8 protein-coding genes, 2 tRNA genes, 4 rRNA genes, 1 pseudogene and 2 other annotated features are annotated in these 16,733 nt (G+C 59.7%); of the genes and pseudogenes, 10 read left to right on the top strand and 5 right to left on the bottom strand.

Features of this window, described 5'->3' with window-relative positions; genetic code table 11:
- Complete coding sequence (lysS, locus tag HMI60_RS04945; RefSeq protein WP_018780098.1) at positions 1-1,530, bottom strand: lysine--tRNA ligase; 1,530 nt, start codon at positions 1,528-1,530, stop codon at positions 1-3.
- A 76-nt stretch (positions 1,531-1,606) separates the two neighbouring features.
- Between lysS and HMI60_RS04940 the strand changes: the two genes are divergently transcribed.
- From HMI60_RS04940 to HMI60_RS04930, 3 genes are all read left to right on the top strand, one after another.
- Positions 1,607-2,503 (top strand): alpha/beta fold hydrolase, encoded by an 897-nt coding sequence (locus HMI60_RS04940; RefSeq protein ID WP_018780097.1) that lies wholly within the window; start codon positions 1,607-1,609, stop codon positions 2,501-2,503.
- 9 nt (positions 2,504-2,512) lie between these two features.
- On the top strand, positions 2,513-3,367 hold the full coding sequence (locus HMI60_RS04935) for an alpha/beta fold hydrolase (RefSeq protein ID WP_039239168.1): 855 nt from the start codon (positions 2,513-2,515) through the stop codon (positions 3,365-3,367).
- Between the two features lie 64 nt (positions 3,368-3,431).
- Positions 3,432-4,265 carry an alpha/beta fold hydrolase gene (locus HMI60_RS04930; protein WP_018780095.1) on the top strand — a complete coding sequence of 278 codons (834 nt, stop codon included), beginning with the start codon at positions 3,432-3,434 and terminating at the stop codon, positions 4,263-4,265.
- 95 nt (positions 4,266-4,360) lie between these two features.
- Here the strand turns inward: HMI60_RS04930 and rrf (HMI60_RS04925) are convergent.
- The 3 genes from rrf (HMI60_RS04925) to HMI60_RS04915 form a co-directional block, all read right to left on the bottom strand.
- Positions 4,361-4,477, bottom strand: a 5S ribosomal RNA gene (rrf, locus tag HMI60_RS04925).
- 149 nt (positions 4,478-4,626) lie between these two features.
- Positions 4,627-7,770, bottom strand: a 23S ribosomal RNA gene (locus HMI60_RS04920).
- Positions 7,771-8,315: 545 nt separating this feature from the next.
- Positions 8,316-9,834: ribosomal RNA gene (locus tag HMI60_RS04915) — 16S ribosomal RNA — on the bottom strand.
- A gap of 468 nt (positions 9,835-10,302) precedes the next feature.
- On the opposite strand from HMI60_RS04915, the gene HMI60_RS04910 reads away from it, so the two are divergent.
- Entirely contained in the window at positions 10,303-10,896 is a 594-nt protein-coding gene (locus HMI60_RS04910) for an HhH-GPD-type base excision DNA repair protein (protein WP_055975588.1), read from the top strand.
- 318 nt (positions 10,897-11,214) lie between these two features.
- On the opposite strand, the gene rrf (HMI60_RS04905) is transcribed toward HMI60_RS04910, so the two are convergent.
- Positions 11,215-11,331, bottom strand: a 5S ribosomal RNA gene (gene rrf / locus HMI60_RS04905).
- The 16S, 23S and 5S rRNA genes sit together here, the layout of an rRNA operon.
- A gap of 164 nt (positions 11,332-11,495) precedes the next feature.
- Positions 11,496-12,369, bottom strand: a sequence feature (23S ribosomal RNA rRNA prediction is too short).
- 38 nt (positions 12,370-12,407) lie between these two features.
- Positions 12,408-12,623 (bottom strand) — a sequence feature (23S ribosomal RNA rRNA prediction is too short).
- Between the two features lie 16 nt (positions 12,624-12,639).
- Here rrf (HMI60_RS04905) and HMI60_RS04900 point away from each other — a divergent pair.
- The 6 genes and pseudogenes from HMI60_RS04900 to HMI60_RS04875 all read left to right on the top strand — a co-directional run.
- Positions 12,640-13,098: pseudogene (locus HMI60_RS04900) on the top strand (MBL fold metallo-hydrolase); the annotation flags it as partial.
- A gap of 23 nt (positions 13,099-13,121) precedes the next feature.
- Positions 13,122-13,898, top strand: a complete 777-nt coding sequence (locus tag HMI60_RS04895; protein ID WP_018776247.1) for a fumarylacetoacetate hydrolase family protein — start codon at positions 13,122-13,124, stop codon at positions 13,896-13,898.
- 122 nt (positions 13,899-14,020) lie between these two features.
- Positions 14,021-15,541, top strand: coding sequence for a glutamate--tRNA ligase (gltX, locus tag HMI60_RS04890; RefSeq protein ID WP_018776246.1), 1,521 nt, complete (start codon positions 14,021-14,023; stop codon positions 15,539-15,541).
- A 14-nt stretch (positions 15,542-15,555) separates the two neighbouring features.
- The gene (locus HMI60_RS04885) at positions 15,556-16,284 is read left to right on the top strand and encodes an HAD family hydrolase (protein ID WP_018776245.1); all 729 of its coding nucleotides are present in this window, start codon (positions 15,556-15,558) and stop codon (positions 16,282-16,284) included.
- 139 nt (positions 16,285-16,423) lie between these two features.
- A tRNA-Gln gene (locus tag HMI60_RS04880) sits at positions 16,424-16,495 on the top strand.
- 128 nt (positions 16,496-16,623) lie between these two features.
- A tRNA-Glu gene (locus HMI60_RS04875) sits at positions 16,624-16,696 on the top strand.
- Positions 16,697-16,733: the final 37 nt, after the last annotated feature.

Raw genomic sequence — 16,733 nt, 5'->3', positions numbered from 1 at the left:
TCAGTGCCCTTCAGGCTTCAACAAGGGGAAAAGAATGGTTTCGCGGATTCCGGCACCGGTGAACAACATGACCAGGCGGTCGATGCCAAGTCCGATTCCACCCATGGGCGGCGCGCCATATTCGAGTGCGCGGAGGAAGTCCTCGTCCAGCTGCATGGCTTCTTCATCGCCGGCGGCAGACCTGCGGGATTGCTCCGTAAGGCGTTCGCGCTGGATAACAGGGTCAATCAACTCGGAGAATGCAGTACCGCGCTCCATTCCGCCAATAATGAGGTCCCAGGCCTCAATCAGGCGGCCATCCTCGCGGTGCGGGCGGGCCAGGGGCTGGGCCGACGGCGGGTAGTCATAGACAAAAGTCGGGTTAAGGAGCGTGGGCTCGACGATTTCGCCGAAGAGTTCCACCACGATCTTCTCGGCATCCCATTTCGGGTCCACCTTGACGTCGTGCTTGGCGGCAATCGCCAACAACTCCTCCACGGTGGTATCCGGCGTAATTTCCACGCCCACTGCTTCGGAAATACCGGGGTATACCGCAAGCCAGGCCCACTCGCCGTCGAGGTTTATTTCCCCGGCTTCGGTCTGGATGGTGCGGGTACCCACAACATCTGCCACATTCAGGATGATTTCCTTCATGCGATCGGCCATGACGAACTGGTCAGCCCATGCCTCGTAGCATTCAAGCGTGGTGAATTCCGGACTGTGGGTGGAGTCCACGCCCTCGTTGCGGAAGACCCTGCCCATGTCGTAAACACGATCAATTCCGCCCACCACTGCGCGCTTAAGGAAAAGCTCCGTGGCAATGCGGAGGGTCATTTTCTGGTCGAATGCATTCATGTGCGTTTCGAACGGACGGGCCGTGGCGCCGCCGTGGACCAGCTGCAGGATGGGGGTTTCCACCTCCACGTATCCGTGGCGGTCAAGGGTGTCGCGGACCGAACGGGTGATGGCGGCACGCTTGTAAACCATCTCGCGGGCTTCGTCACGGACCATGAGGTCCACGTAGCGCTGGCGGACGCGGGTTTCTTCGTTCAACTCTGCGTGCAGCACGGGAAGCGGGCGCAGGGCCTTGGAAGCCATGGACCAGGAATCGGCCATCACGGACAGCTCACCGCGGCGGGAGGAGATGACCTCGCCCTTGATGAATACGTGGTCGCCGAGGTCGACCAGGGCCTTCCAATCGGCCAGTGCTTCTTCGCCTACGTTCGCGAGGCTCAGCATGGCCTGCACACGCACGCCCTTACCGTCCACGCCGCCTTCCTGGAGGGTGGCGAAGCAGAGCTTGCCGGTGTTGCGCACAAAGACCACGCGGCCGGTGATGCCTACGACGTCTCCGGTGGTCTCGTCGGCCTGGAGGTGCCCGTATTTCTCGCGGATTTCGCCGAGGGAATGGGTCCGTTCGACACCCACCGGATAAGCCTCTGTGCCCCGCTCGATCAGCTTGGCGCGCTTCTCCATGCGGATGCGCATTTGCTCGCTGGCATCGACGGGCTCTGCTGGGGTGTTCGGGGCTGGGGTGTTTGCGGAAGTCACAGTCCTTAAGTTTACCGGTGATTGCGGACCTTCATTTCCGGACTTCGCCCGACGGTGAAAAGCATAGACTCGGACGGTGGAGACATGGACAGTTGAAACGAACGACGGCGGCGGGCACCTTGAGGTGCACAGCTTCAGGCCCGCGTCGGCTGCCACAATCCCCGGTTCCAAAGCGCCCGCGGAAACGGCCGGCGTCGTGCTTGTCCACGGCACCCTGGTGACCGACGCCCTCTACTGGCCGTTCGCGCGTACCCTCAGCGTGATGCTGGGCCGCCCGGTCCACAGCTACAACCGCCGCGGCCGTGGCCATTCGGCCCCGCAGCCCCCGGGCTATTCCGTCGACACTGAGATCGCGGACCTCCAGGCAGTCATGGAAAAGAGCGGATCCACCGACGTCGTAGCGCACAGCTACGGTGGGTTCGTGGCGCTCCAGGCCGCACGGCGGACCACCATCAACCGGTTGGTCACCTACGACGCCGCGGTGTCGTTGTCCGGCAACCTGAGCAGCCGGTGGCGGCCGGAGCTGGAGGAAGCAGTCACCGCGGGCCAATTGGACCAGGCCTGGGCACACCTTGTACAGGGGTTGGGAACGGCCGGCCCGATTTCCTATCTTCCGATGCGGGCCCTGCGGACTTTGAGCGTGCTGTCCGCCCAAACCAGGCTGGGACTGGAGATGCGTTCCCTGCTGCCCACCGCCGTCGTGGAAATGCGGGCGGTCCTTGACGCCGACGCGCACATTGGGGACTTCACAAAAATCTCCACTCCAACCCTCATGCTCAGCGGCGGCTGGAGTCCGTCATACTTCGCCGAAACGGCCCGGGCGCTGGCCGGCGCGGTGCCCGCGATCGCATTCGCGCAGGTACCGCTGCAATTCCACGAAGGCCCGCTGCGCCCGGGACGGCGGCTTGCCGCACGGGTGGCCCGGTTCCTCTCGGGGAACCACCTCCCCGTAGGACAGGCAGAAGCCACCTAAGATGTTCCGGTGAAGGAACGCGGGATCAGGACACACGACGGCGGCAGGCTCGCCTTGTACAGCTACGGCGCCGAAGAGGCGCCCGGGGAGCGCAGGGTGGTGCTGATCGGGGGTGCGTTTCTGACGGCCCTCATCTACCGGCCGTTTTCCATCGCTTTGGCCAAGGGCCTGGGTGACGGCTGGGCCGTGGACGTCTACGACCGTCGTGGCCGGGGAAAGTCCACAGGGCAGCCGGACAACTACTCCATGGCGACGGAAGTAGAGGATGTCCGCACCGTCATGGACGCCACCGGTGCACGGAACATCCTTGGCCACAGCCTGGGCGGATCCGTCGCGCTAAATGCGGCACAGGACTTCGCCGGGACCGGCCACGAACCCGGCAAACTCGCTGTCTACGATGCCGCCGTCAACATCGACGGAAGCATGGACCTGGATTGGCTGCCCGGCTTCGCGGACGCTGTGGACAAGGGCGACATCAACCGCGCGATGGCACGGATGCGGCGTGGAATGGAGCCCGGAACAGCCTTGGCACGAGTACCCGAGCCCATCCTGGCAGGACTCATGGCAGTGGTTTCACGCACCAAGGTGAACAAGGTCTTCCGGGAACTCCTGCCCTCCGGTGTCGGCGAGCTGAAGGCCGCCTTCGAGGACGCTGACACGCCCCGGGACTTCGCTGTGCTGCCGTCGAACACACATTTCATGGTGGGCAAGAAGAGCCCGCAGTTCTACAAAGTCGCCGCAGCCAGGTTGAACAGGGCCGTCCCCGGGAGCACGTTGGAAGTCTCCCCCAAAGGCTTCCATGGCTCAGTACCCGCGGCAGTGAATGAACTGGTTTCGGATATCTCGGAGTACTTCAAGAGCTGATTCGGTATCCACATACGGGGTTGCCATGCGGCCGGCTGTCGGGTGGCTCGGCTAGGCTCAAGACATGACGCGCGACATCATCATGACCCACGACGGCGGACACCTCGAACTCCTCACCACAGGTGGTGACCTGGCAGCGGCAGGCTCCGGCGTAGTCGTCGTTCCTGCCTCCATGGTGACCGCCTCCGATTACACGCGTTTCGCCCAGAAGCTCAGTGAGGCGCTCGGCCGGCCGGTCCACACGTTCAATCGGCGTGGCAGGGGCGACTCATCGCCCCAAGCCGAGGACTACACGTTGGAAGCCGATATCCGGGACCTTCAAACGGTTATGGAGCACACGTCCAGCACCGACGTGTTCGGCCATAGCTTCGGCGGTGCGGTGGCGCTGCATGCAGCACGCACGCTCCCGGTGGAGCGGCTGGCCGTCTACGATCCCGCCGTGTCGGTCAACCACAGCGTCAAAGCCGACTGGACGCCCGATTATGAACGCGCGACGGCGGCAGGAGACTACGACCGCGCCCTCGCCGTCCTCATCAAGGGAGTTGAGACAGGCGGCGCTTTCGCGCGAATGCCGCTCTCGATGCTGACGCTGGCCAACAAGCTGGCCGCCGGCACCCCTGTCGGCAAGCAGATGCGGGAGCTCATGACCTGTGGCGTCCGGGAAATCAAGGCCGTCATTGCTGCCGACATGCCCGCCGAGCCGTTCCTGGCACTGCCGCTGGAGACCTTGATCGTGGTGGGTGAAAAGAGCCCCGCCTACTTCGGTGTTGCCTGCGGACAGATCCACGATGTCCTGTCCGGGTCCAGCTACACCATCCTTCCCGGCTTCGGGCACGACGGCCCCAACAAAGCCCCGGACAAGCTGATCTCAGAATTGTCCGAGTTCTTCTCCGGCTAGTTTCAGCGGGCAGTCCGGCTGCAGCCCCGTTGGGGCCTGGCTGGTGTGTTAAATGGAAGAGCCCCAACCGTGGTTGGGGCTCTTCGTTAATGGTTGTCCGGCGGTGTCCTACTCTCCCACACCCTCCCGGGTGCAGTACCATCGGCGCTGTGGGTCTTAGCTTCCGGGTTCGGAATGGGACCGGGCGTTTCCCCCACGCTATGACCGCCGTAACTCTGTTACCCGTCCCGACCCCCTGGTGTGGGGGTGGGTGGGAAGCTTTGTGGTTACAACTGTGGTGTTATGTAGTTGTTGTTGTTGTTGGTTCCTGGAACGGTTGTTGTTCGGGAACCACATAGTGGACGCGTGCAGTGTTTTGTGTGTGGTGTAAGTTGTTGGCCTATTAGTACCGGTCAGCTTCACGAGTCTTTAGTCCTCGCTTCCACATCCGGCCTATCAACCCAGTGGTCTGGCTGGGGGCCTCTCACACGTAATGTGTATGGAAATCTCATCTTGAAGCGAGCTTCCCGCTTAGATGCTTTCAGCGGTTATCCCATCCGAACGTAGCTAATCAGCGATGCACTTGGCAGTACAACTGACACACCAGAGGTTCGTCCGTCCCGGTCCTCTCGTACTAAGGACAGCCCTTCTCAAATTTCCTGCGCGCGCAGCGGATAGGGACCGAACTGTCTCACGACGTTCTAAACCCAGCTCGCGTACCGCTTTAATGGGCGAACAGCCCAACCCTTGGGACCTACTCCAGCCCCAGGATGCGACGAGCCGACATCGAGGTGCCAAACCATGCCGTCGATATGGACTCTTGGGCAAGATCAGCCTGTTATCCCCGAGGTACCTTTTATCCGTTGAGCGACGGCCATTCCACAATGTACCGCCGGATCACTAGTCCCGACTTTCGTCCCTGCTCGAGATGTCTCTCTCACAGTCAAGCTCCCTTGTGCACTTACACTCGACACCTGATTGCCAACCAGGCTGAGGGAACCTTTGGGCGCCTCCGTTACTTTTTAGGAGGCAACCGCCCCAGTTAAACTACCCATCAGGCACTGTCCCTGACCCGGATCACGGGCCGAAGTTAGATGTCCAAAGTGACCAGAGTGGTATTTCAACGATGACTCCACCCGAACTGGCGTCCGGGTTTCAACGTCTCCCACCTATCCTACACAAGCCACTCCGAACACCAATACCAAACTATAGTAAAGGTCTCGGGGTCTTTCCGTCCTGCTGCGCGTAACGAGCATCTTTACTCGTACTGCAATTTCGCCGAGTTTATGGTTGAGACAGCGGGGAAGTCGTTACTCCATTCGTGCAGGTCGGAACTTACCCGACAAGGAATTTCGCTACCTTAGGATGGTTATAGTTACCACCGCCGTTTACTGGGGCTTAAATTCTCAGCTTCGCCACAAGTGGCTAACCGGTCCTCTTAACCTTCCAGCACCGGGCAGGAGTCAGTCCGTATACATCGTCTTGCGACTTCGCACGGACCTGTGTTTTTAGTAAACAGTCGCTTCCCCCTGGTCTCTGCGGCCCACACCCGCTCACGGAGAGCAAGTCTCCATCACGGGGCAGGCCCCCCTTCTCCCGAAGTTACGGGGGCATTTTGCCGAGTTCCTTAACCATAATTCTCTCGATCGCCTTGGTATTCTCTACCTGATCACCTGTGTCGGTTTGGGGTACGGGCGGCTAAAACCTCGCGTCGATGCTTTTCTTGGCAGCATAGGATCACCGGATCCCCCCTTACGGGAGTCCCATCAGATCTCAGGAACGTGCTCGAAGCACACAGGAACGGATTTGCCTATCCCTGACCCTACATCCTTAGACCGGGGCAACCATCGCCCGGCCCGGCTACCTTCCTGCGTCACACCTGTTAATACGCTTACCTCCCGGGATCAGGTCCCGCGCTCGGCCAAAACCCACAACACCACAAGGGTGAGCGGGCAGGCTCCGGGCGGTTAGTATCCCCCGCTTGGCATGGGCGGTTTTTCGCCGGTACGGGAATATCAACCCGTTGTCCATCGACTACGCCTGTCGGCCTCGCCTTAGGTCCCGACTTACCCAGGGCAGATTAGCTTGACCCTGGAACCCTTGATCATTCGGCGGACGGGTTTCTCACCCGTCTTTCGCTACTCATGCCTGCATTCTCACTCGTGTAGGCTCCACCGCTGGTTTCCACCGCGACTTCACTGCCCACACGACGCTCCCCTACCACTCCACACCCCTGAACCACGAAGGCTAGGGTACTGTGTGAAATCCACAACTTCGGCGGTGTACTTGAGCCCCGCTACATTGTCGGCGCGGAATCACTTGACCAGTGAGCTATTACGCACTCTTTCAAGGATGGCTGCTTCTAAGCCAACCTCCTGGTTGTCTTCGCAACTCCACATCCTTTCCCACTTAGCACACGCTTAGGGGCCTTAGTTGGTGGTCTGGGCTGTTTCCCTCTCGACTATGAAGCTTATCCCCCACAGTCTCACTGCTGCGCTCTGACTTACCGGCATTCGGAGTTTGGCTGACGTCAGTAACCTTGTAGGGCCCATCGGCCATCCAGTAGCTCTACCTCCGGCAAGAAACACGCAACGCTGCACCTAAATGCATTTCGGGGAGAACCAGCTATCACGGAGTTTGATTGGCCTTTCACCCCTACCCACAGCTCATCCCCTCCATTTTCAACTGAAGTGGGTTCGGTCCTCCACGACGTCTTACCGTCGCTTCAACCTGGCCATGGGTAGATCACTCCGCTTCGGGTCTAGATCACGCCACTACACTCGCCCTATTCAGACTCGCTTTCGCTACGGCTACCCCACACGGGTTAACCTCGCGACGTAACACTAACTCGCAGGCTCATTCTTCAAAAGGCACGCCGTCACAGTAACAAGACTGCTCCGACGGATTGTAAGCACACGGTTTCAGGTACTGTTTCACTCCCCTCCCGGGGTACTTTTCACCTTTCCCTCACGGTACTGGTCCGCTATCGGTCATTAGGAAGTATTTAGGCTTATCAGGTGGTCCTGACAGATTCGCACGGGATTTCTCGGGCCCCGTGCTACTTGGGATACTCTCCAGGCGGCACACAACATTACGGTTACGGGGCTCACACCCTCTCTGGCCGGCCTTTCAAGACCGTTCACCTATGCACGCACTCTCACCTCACTGGCCCGGCAGAACCAGAACGGAAAGTCCCACAACCCCGCCCATGCAACGCCCGCCGGCTATCACACATGGAAACGGTTTAGCCTGATCCGCGTTCGCTCGCCACTACTAACGGAATCACTCTTGTTTTCTCTTCCTGCGGGTACTGAGATGTTTCACTTCCCCGCGTTCCCCCCACGCACCCTATGTGTTCAGATGCGGGTCACACAATCACCATGACAGCGTTGTGCGGGGTTTCCCCATTCGGACATCCTGGGATCAACGCTCGGTTATCAACTCCCCCAGGCTTATCGCAGATTCCTACGTCCTTCTTCGGCTCCTAATGCCAAGGCATCCACCGTGTGCCCTTAAAAACTTGACCACACAAACATGATCAAAAACTTACTCGAGAGAACCACGAGCCACTACGGCCCAAGGTTCATTCATAAGAAATTGCTGTATGGAACACACACACCAAAGCGTGTATGTCCCAGATGCTCGCGTCCACTATGTAGTTCTCAAACAACAACCCCATCAACCAACCCCCCAACCCGCCACAACCCACACACGCAGGCCGCAACACAAAGACCGGAGGAACCGGCTGCAGGAACAAAAGAAACACCAGAAGTGCCCCCCTGCATTGCTGCAAAAAGGTCCTGTTGCCTCAGGACCCAACAGTGCGCCAAACACAACCCCCACCAGCCGCACCCCGGACACGTTCCCAACAACCCACACCCCCACACAAAGCAGGAGCACGAACCGCCGTACTAGCACCAGGACACAACCACGAAAGCCATGCCAAAAAAATGATTCGTTGATATTCCACCCATGAGCACCCACCGCAGAACAAACGCCTGCGCAATGGGCAACACTGACAACAACCAGACACCCCATGCAGGGCACCAATCATTGCAAGCAGCTCCTTAGAAAGGAGGTGATCCAGCCGCACCTTCCGGTACGGCTACCTTGTTACGACTTAGTCCCAATCGCCGGTCCCACCTTCGACGGCTCCCCCCACAAGGGTTAGGCCACCGGCTTCGGGTGTTACCAACTTTCGTGACTTGACGGGCGGTGTGTACAAGGCCCGGGAACGTATTCACCGCAGCGTTGCTGATCTGCGATTACTAGCGACTCCGACTTCATGGGGTCGAGTTGCAGACCCCAATCCGAACTGAGACCGGCTTTTTGGGATTAGCTCCACCTCACAGTATCGCAACCCTTTGTACCGGCCATTGTAGCATGCGTGAAGCCCAAGACATAAGGGGCATGATGATTTGACGTCGTCCCCACCTTCCTCCGAGTTGACCCCGGCAGTCTCCTATGAGTCCCCGGCCGAACCGCTGGCAACATAGAACGAGGGTTGCGCTCGTTGCGGGACTTAACCCAACATCTCACGACACGAGCTGACGACAACCATGCACCACCTGTAAACCGACCGCAAGCGGGGCACCTGTTTCCAGGTCTTTCCGGTTCATGTCAAGCCTTGGTAAGGTTCTTCGCGTTGCATCGAATTAATCCGCATGCTCCGCCGCTTGTGCGGGCCCCCGTCAATTCCTTTGAGTTTTAGCCTTGCGGCCGTACTCCCCAGGCGGGGCACTTAATGCGTTAGCTACGGCGCGGAAAACGTGGAATGTCCCCCACACCTAGTGCCCAACGTTTACGGCATGGACTACCAGGGTATCTAATCCTGTTCGCTCCCCATGCTTTCGCTCCTCAGCGTCAGTTACAGCCCAGAGACCTGCCTTCGCCATCGGTGTTCCTCCTGATATCTGCGCATTTCACCGCTACACCAGGAATTCCAGTCTCCCCTACTGCACTCTAGTCTGCCCGTACCCACTGCAGAACCGGAGTTGAGCCCCGGTCTTTCACAGCAGACGCGACAAACCGCCTACGAGCTCTTTACGCCCAATAATTCCGGATAACGCTTGCGCCCTACGTATTACCGCGGCTGCTGGCACGTAGTTAGCCGGCGCTTCTTCTGCAGGTACCGTCACTTACGCTTCTTCCCTACTGAAAGAGGTTTACAACCCGAAGGCCGTCATCCCTCACGCGGCGTCGCTGCATCAGGCTTGCGCCCATTGTGCAATATTCCCCACTGCTGCCTCCCGTAGGAGTCTGGGCCGTGTCTCAGTCCCAGTGTGGCCGGTCACCCTCTCAGGCCGGCTACCCGTCGTCGCCTTGGTAGGCCATTACCCCACCAACAAGCTGATAGGCCGCGAGTCCATCCAAAACCACAAAAGCTTTCCACCCCCCACCATGCGATGAGGAGTCATATCCGGTATTAGACCCAGTTTCCCAGGCTTATCCCAGAGTCAAGGGCAGGTTACTCACGTGTTACTCACCCGTTCGCCACTAATCCCCCAGCAAGCTGGGATCATCGTTCGACTTGCATGTGTTAAGCACGCCGCCAGCGTTCATCCTGAGCCAGGATCAAACTCTCCGTTGAAGTGAAACAAAATCAAACAGACACAACCACACCCACCGGAAATAACGGCAAACACGGCTGCACAAAATTCGAAACCAGCTGAAAACCAGACCACCACACACGGGGGTGCGCAGCAACCTGGCAAAAATTCAACCAATCAATAAAACAATCGGTATCAACAAACTTGGCACACTATTGAGTTCTCAAACAACAGACCCCCCAAAACATCACCCCACCGGAACACCACACAAAGCAGCGCACCACAACAGGGCCATTGGAAAAGAAGAGTTATTTTTGGCCGCCTACCGAACCGTACACACCTTCCGGCTTTCCGTTTCGCACCCGGCGACTCAGAAAACAATACACGCCCCACAACCCCAACGCAAATCCACCACCCAACACCCCCACACCAACCCCCAAAACCCCACCAAACCGCCGTCGAACACCACCTACAACACGGCCGTGACGACACCGCCGGTGGGTGGGAGGATGGGACGCATGGAACTCCACATCACAGGCGAAGACGCCGCCGACCAGCTGCTCAGTCAAGACGCCTTTGCATTGTTGACGGGCATGCTGCTCGATCAACAGGTCACCATGGAATCGGCCTTTGCCGGCCCGGAGAAGATCCGTACGCGTCTGGGCACCCTCGATCCGGGCGTCATCGCTGGCCAGGATCCGGCCGGCTTCGTGGAGCTCTTCAAAGAGAGGCCCGCCGTCCACCGCTTTCCGGGCTCCATGGCAGGCAGGGTCCAGGCCCTCGCTGCCACGGTGCACAGTGACTGGGACGGAGATGCAGCAGCGATCTGGACGAAGGGTAACCCTGACGGCCCCGAAGTGCTCCGCAGGCTCAAGGCACTGCCCGGTTACGGAGAACAAAAGGCGAAGATCTTCCTGGCGCTTTTGGGCAAGCAATGCGGTCTCAAAGCCACCGGATGGCGTGAGGCCGCCGGCCACTACGGAGAAGACGGCTCCTACTTATCCGTGGCCGACATCGTAGACCCTGCATCCCTGGCCAAGGTCCGCGCCAGCAAGCAAGCAGCGAAAGCCGCAGCAAAGGCTGCAAAGACAAGCGGCTCCTGAACCCGCCGCCCGCCCGGCATATTCAATGTCGGGTGGGTTGTGTGGGTGGCCGTCTACGGCATTGCCATAGATTACGTTGACGCACGCCCGACTCTCCGCAGCAATAGCGGCCTCCGAGTTGGTGACGCGAAGCTCCCAGGCAACCGCAGGCGTGAGCCAGGAACGACTCCCGGCAATGCCCTAACGCGCATACTGCCATGAGAGGGCAGGGCCGGGTCCTGGCTTCCCGGTTGGCCGGCTTCTGGGCTGCGCGTTAGCGTTACGTGCTTTGTTAAATGGAAGAGCCCCAACCGTGGTTGGGGCTCTTCGTTAATGGTTGTCCGGCGGTGTCCTACTCTCCCACACCCTCCCGGGTGCAGTACCATCGGCGCTGTGGGTCTTAGCTTCCGGGTTCGGAATGGGACCGGGCGTTTCCCCCACGCTATGACCGCCGTAACTCTGTTACCCGTCCCGACCCCGCGTTGGTGTGGGGGTGGGTGGGAAGCTTGTGGTTACAACTGTGGTGTTATGTAGTTGTTGTTGTTGTTGGTTCCTGGAACGGTTGTTGTTCGGGAACCACATAGTGGACGCGTGCAGTGTTTTGTGTGTGGTGTAAGTTGTTGGCCTATTAGTACCGGTCAGCTTCACGAGTCTTTAGTCCTCGCTTCCACATCCGGCCTATCAACCCAGTGGTCTGGCTGGGGGCCTCTCACACGTAATGTGTATGGAAATCTCATCTTGAAGCGAGCTTCCCGCTTAGATGCTTTCAGCGGTTATCCCATCCGAACGTAGCTAATCAGCGATGCACTTGGCAGTACAACTGACACACCAGAGGTTCGTCCGTCCCGGTCCTCTCGTACTAAGGACAGCCCTTCTCAAATTTCCTGCGCGCGCAGCGGATAGGGACCGAACTGTCTCACGACGTTCTAAACCCAGCTCGCGTACCGCTTTAATGGGCGAACAGCCCAACCCTTGGGACCTACTCCAGCCCCAGGATGCGACGAGCCGACATCGAGGTGCCAAACCATGCCGTCGATATGGACTCTTGGGCAAGATCAGCCTGTTATCCCCGAGGTACCTTTTATCCGTTGAGCGACGGCCATTCCACAATGTACCGCCGGATCACTAGTCCCGACTTTCGTCCCTGCTCGAGATGTCTCTCTCACAGTCAAGCTCCCTTGTGCACTTACACTCGACACCTGATTGCCAACCAGGCTGAGGGAACCTTTGGGCGCCTCCGTTACTTTTTAGGAGGCAACCGCCCCAGTTAAACTACCCATCAGGCACTGTCCCTGACCCGGATCACGGGCCGAAGTTAGATGTCCAAAGTGACCAGAGTGGTATTTCAACGATGACTCCACCCGAACTGGCGTCCGGGTTTCAACGTCTCCCACCTATCCTACACAAGCCACTCCGAACACCAATACCAAACTATAGTAAAGGTCTCGGGGTCTTTCCGTCCTGCTGCGCGTAACGAGCATCTTTACTCGTACTGCAATTTCGCCGAGTTTATGGTTGAGACAGCGGGGAAGTCGTTACTCCATTCGTGCAGGTCGGAACTTACCCGACAAGGAATTTCGCTACCTTAGGATGGTTATAGTTACCACCGCCGTTTACTGGGGCTTAAATTCTCAGCTTCGCCACAAGTGGCTAACCGGTCCTCTTAACCTTCCAGCACCGGGCAGGAGTCAGTCCGTATACATCGTCTTGCGACTTCGCACGGACCTGATGTCCCCGGAATACTGCCATGGCGGCGAGCCTCTCCGGCACGGTGAGGTCATCAACGCGGGGGGAGTGGAAATCCGTGTGCTGGCAACGCCCGGCCATACCTCGGATTCGGTGTGTTTCCATCTCCCCGACGACGGTCCCCGAGGATCGGTCCTTACGGGTGACACCATTCTGGGCCGGGGCACCACTGTGTTGGACTACCCGGATGGCCGGCTGGGGGACTACCTTGCCAGCTTGGATAAGCTTGAGGCCCTTGGCGGGGCAACACTGCTCCCCGCCCACGGCCCTGTTCTTCCAGCACTGGACGGGAAGTGCCGCGAGTACCGTGAACATCGGCTGCAGCGTCTTGCGCAGATCAGGGCAGCCCTGGAACAGGTGGGCCAGGACGCAACGATCGCCCAGGTTACGGACGTGGTGTACGCCGACGTCGACCCCTCCGTCAGGTGGGCCGCTGAGACCTCCGTGGCCGCGCAGCTGGAATACCTTCGAAGCTAAGCCGTGACGGTAGGCTTGGGCCCATGCGTATCGCCCGGTTTGTAGTTGATTCTGATCCCCTTTACGGCGTTGTCGAAGGCGAGCCCGGCAGTGAGGAAATCACTGTCATCAACGGCGACCCTTTCTTCAACGGCGTTGAACGTACCCATGTGAAGCACAAGCTGGAGGACGTGCGGCTCCTTGCCCCCATCATTCCCCGCAGCAAGGTCATTGGCGTGGGCAGGAACTTCGCAGAACACGCTGCGGAACTCGGCAATGAAGTGCCGCAGCAGCCGCTGCTTTTCCTCAAGCCGAACACCTCGGTGATCGGTCCGAACGATCCCATCATTCTCCCTGAGTTCTCCGAGGAGGTCTCGTTCGAGGCTGAGCTGTGCGTCGTCATTGGCCGCATCTGCAAGGACGTTCCCGAGGACCGCGCGGATGACGTCATCTTCGGCTACACCTGCGGCAACGACCTCACTGCCCGCGATGTCCAGAAAACGGATCTCCAGTGGGCCCGCGCCAAGGGCTTCGATACCTCCGCGCCGCTGGGACCGTGGATCGAAACCGAACTGGATCATGAGGACCTCTCCATCCAGGGGCGCCTCAACGGTGAGCTCCGGCAGGACGGCAGCACCAACCAAATGATCCGTGGCGTTCGTGAGCTCGTATCGATCGTTTCCCACGCGTTCACGCTTCTTCCTGGCGACGTCATCATGACCGGTACCCCGGCAGGTGTCGGTCTCGTCAGCGAAGGCGACCGTTTTGACGTCGAGATCGAAGGCATCGGACGCCTCTCCAACCCCGTCGTTCGCCGCTAGGCGAGCGGACTGAGCAAAACCACGACGGCGGTGCTTGCCTTTCGCACGAAAGGCAAGCGCCGCCGTCGTGCGTCTTCGCCCGGGAAACCGAAGCAGTGGCAAGCGGTAAAGTTGGAACTACTATGACTACTGCTTCTGCGTCCACCGCTGCCTCCAGCGCCATTCCTGCCGTCAACGCCGAGACTCCGGTCCGAGTCCGTTTCTGCCCGTCACCCACAGGCACCCCGCACGTTGGCCTGATCCGCACGGCCTTGTTCAACTGGGCTTACGCGCGCCACACCGGCGGCAAGCTGATCTTCCGGATCGAGGACACCGACTCTGCCCGCGACAGCGAAGAGAGCTACCACCAGCTGCTGGATGCGCTCAAGTGGCTCGGCATCAACTGGGATGAAGGTGTGGAGGTCGGCGGCCCGCACGAACCCTACCGCCAGTCGCAGCGCGGCGACATTTACCAGGACGTCATCGCCAAGCTCAAGGCCGGCGGACACGTCTACGAGTCGTACTCCACCCCGGATGAGATCGAAGCCCGCCACCGGGCCGCAGGACGCGATCCCAAGCTGGGCTATGACGGATTCGACCGCCACCTCACGGAAGAGCAGCTCGCGCAGTTCAAGGCCGAGGGCAGGGAAGCCGTCCTGCGCCTCCGCATGCCGGACGAGGACCTGACGTTCAACGACCTGGTTCGCGGCGAGATCACGTTCAAAGCCGGTTCCGTCCCGGACTTCGCAGTGGTCCGCGCCAATGGTGCCCCGCTGTACACATTGGTGAACCCGGTGGACGACGCGCTCATGGGAATCACCCACGTCCTGCGTGGCGAGGACCTGCTGAGCTCCACCCCGCGGCAGATCGCCTTGTACCGGGCGCTGTACGCCATCGGTGTCGCCGAGTACATGCCGGAGTTCGGCCACCTGCCCTACGTCATGGGCCAGGGGAACAAGAAGCTGTCCAAGCGCGACCCCGAGTCGAGCCTGTTCCTCCACCGCGAACGCGGCTTCATTCCTGAGGGCCTGCTGAACTACCTGTCCCTTCTTGGCTGGTCCCTGAGCGCTGACGAAGACATCTTCACGGTGGAGCAGCTGGTGGCCAACTTCGACATCCACGATGTCCTTGGCAACCCTGCGCGCTTCGACATCAAGAAAGCCGAAGCCATCAACGGCACGCACGTCCGGATGCTTGCCCCCGCGGACTTCGAAGAGCGCTTGGTTCCGTACCTTCGTGCAGCCGGTTTCGTGGGGGAGATCCTTACTCCGCGCCAGGAAGAGATCCTCGCCGAGGCAGCCCCGTTGGTCCAGGAACGCATCACCCTGCTGGGCGAGGCTCCGGAGATGCTTGCCTTCCTGTTCAAGGCCGACGACGCCATCGACATTGCGGACGACGCCCGCAAGGGCCTCCCTGCCAACCTGGAGGAAGTTCTGGACGCGGCCCTCGCCGCTCTGGAACCCATCGAAGAGTGGACGGCGGAGAACATCCAGACCGCGCTCAAGCAGGCTTTGGTGGAGGACCTGGGCATCAAGCCCAGGGCTGCGTTCGGACCTGTCCGCACGGCCATCTCCGGTCGTCGTATTTCCCCTCCGCTGTTCGAGTCGATGGTGATCCTGGGCAAGGATTCCTCGTTGGCCCGCGTTCGCGCTTTCCGCGGCTAGGAGAGGCTCCTGTCATGGCGATTGCAACTGCTTTCGGCGCTATCCGCGGTGTCTTGTTCGACATTGACGACACTCTGGTGGACCTGGAATACGCCATGACGACAGCTTTGCGTGACGTCAGCGAACATCTCCTGCCCGGCCTTGACCAGGCCGGGTGGGTGAAGTTCGGCCGGATCTTCACGCACGAAACAACGCATTTCTACGACCGGTACCTTGCCGGTGAGCTGACCTTCAATGAGCAGCGGCTGCTGCGGGGCAGGGCCGCCCTGGGTCACTTTGGCGTGGAACTCGACGACGGCGAGGACGCGCAAGCGTGGGTGGCCGAGTATCACCAACGCCAGACAGCGTACGTTCGCGCCTTCTCTGATGTTGAAGGCGTGCTGGACGCGCTCGATGCTGCCGGGATCCCTTATGGGGCTGTCAGCAACAACGTGCACGATTACCAGCGTGCCAAGTTGGACGGCGCCGGCCTGTCGCGGATCGGGATCCTGGTGGGGACGGACACTGTGGGTGTCGCCAAACCTGACCCGGCAATCTACCTTGAGGGCGTGCGCCTTCTCGGCACGGAACCGGGGGAGACACTCTACGTAGGCGACAACCGGCTGCTTGATGCCGATGGTGCCGACGCAGCAGGGCTGGTGGGAGTCTGGCTCAACAGGACCGGCGAAGTGGTGGAAGAGTTCACCGGGCGCCAGGTGGATTCCCTCGCGCAATTGCTGGCCAAGACCCCGACGGCCGCCTGAGTTTTCCGTGTGATGCAGGTAACGGCCCGCCGATTTGTGCAGGTGGCGAGACTCCGGTAGAGTCATTACTCGTGCTGAGGGGCACGGAGGGAAAAGCTGAGGGAAACCAAGGCAAGGAACTCCGGTCCGAAAGTCACTTTGGGATATGGTGTAATTGGCAACACTACGGTTTCTGGTACCGTCATTCTAGGTTCGAGTCCTGGTATCCCAGCTCTGAAATTCCGCGTAAATACAAGGAAAATTCGGAACCTCCGATCCGCGAAAGCGATTTGGAGCGAAGCTGAAAGTATGAAATACTCATTCAGCTTGATCGCCGGAAACGGTGACAAAAAAGTGCAAGGCCCCATCGTATAGCGGCCTAGTACGCCGCCCTCTCACGGCGGTAACGCGGGTTCGAATCCCGCTGGGGTCACAATGAATCCCCCGGAACATGTGTTCCGGGGGATTTC

The sequence above is a fragment of the Paenarthrobacter sp. YJN-D genome (assembly GCF_015040335.1).
GTDB lineage: Bacteria > Actinomycetota > Actinomycetes > Actinomycetales > Micrococcaceae > Arthrobacter > Arthrobacter nicotinovorans.
The sequence above is the reverse complement of the archived record's forward strand: the minus strand, read 5'-3'. Positions and strand labels throughout refer to the sequence as shown.

Bases quoted from the DNA above. Each gene is read 5' to 3' on its own strand.
- HMI60_RS04930 (WP_018780095.1), top strand. From the start codon at position 3,432: ATGACGCGCGACATCATCATGACCCACGACGGCGGACACCTCGAACTC.
- HMI60_RS04910 (WP_055975588.1), top strand. From the start codon at position 10,303: ATGGGACGCATGGAACTCCACATCACAGGCGAAGACGCCGCCGACCAG.
- HMI60_RS04895 (WP_018776247.1), top strand. From the start codon at position 13,122: ATGCGTATCGCCCGGTTTGTAGTTGATTCTGATCCCCTTTACGGCGTT.
- gltX (WP_018776246.1), top strand. From the start codon at position 14,021: ATGACTACTGCTTCTGCGTCCACCGCTGCCTCCAGCGCCATTCCTGCC.
- HMI60_RS04885 (WP_018776245.1), top strand. From the start codon at position 15,556: ATGGCGATTGCAACTGCTTTCGGCGCTATCCGCGGTGTCTTGTTCGAC.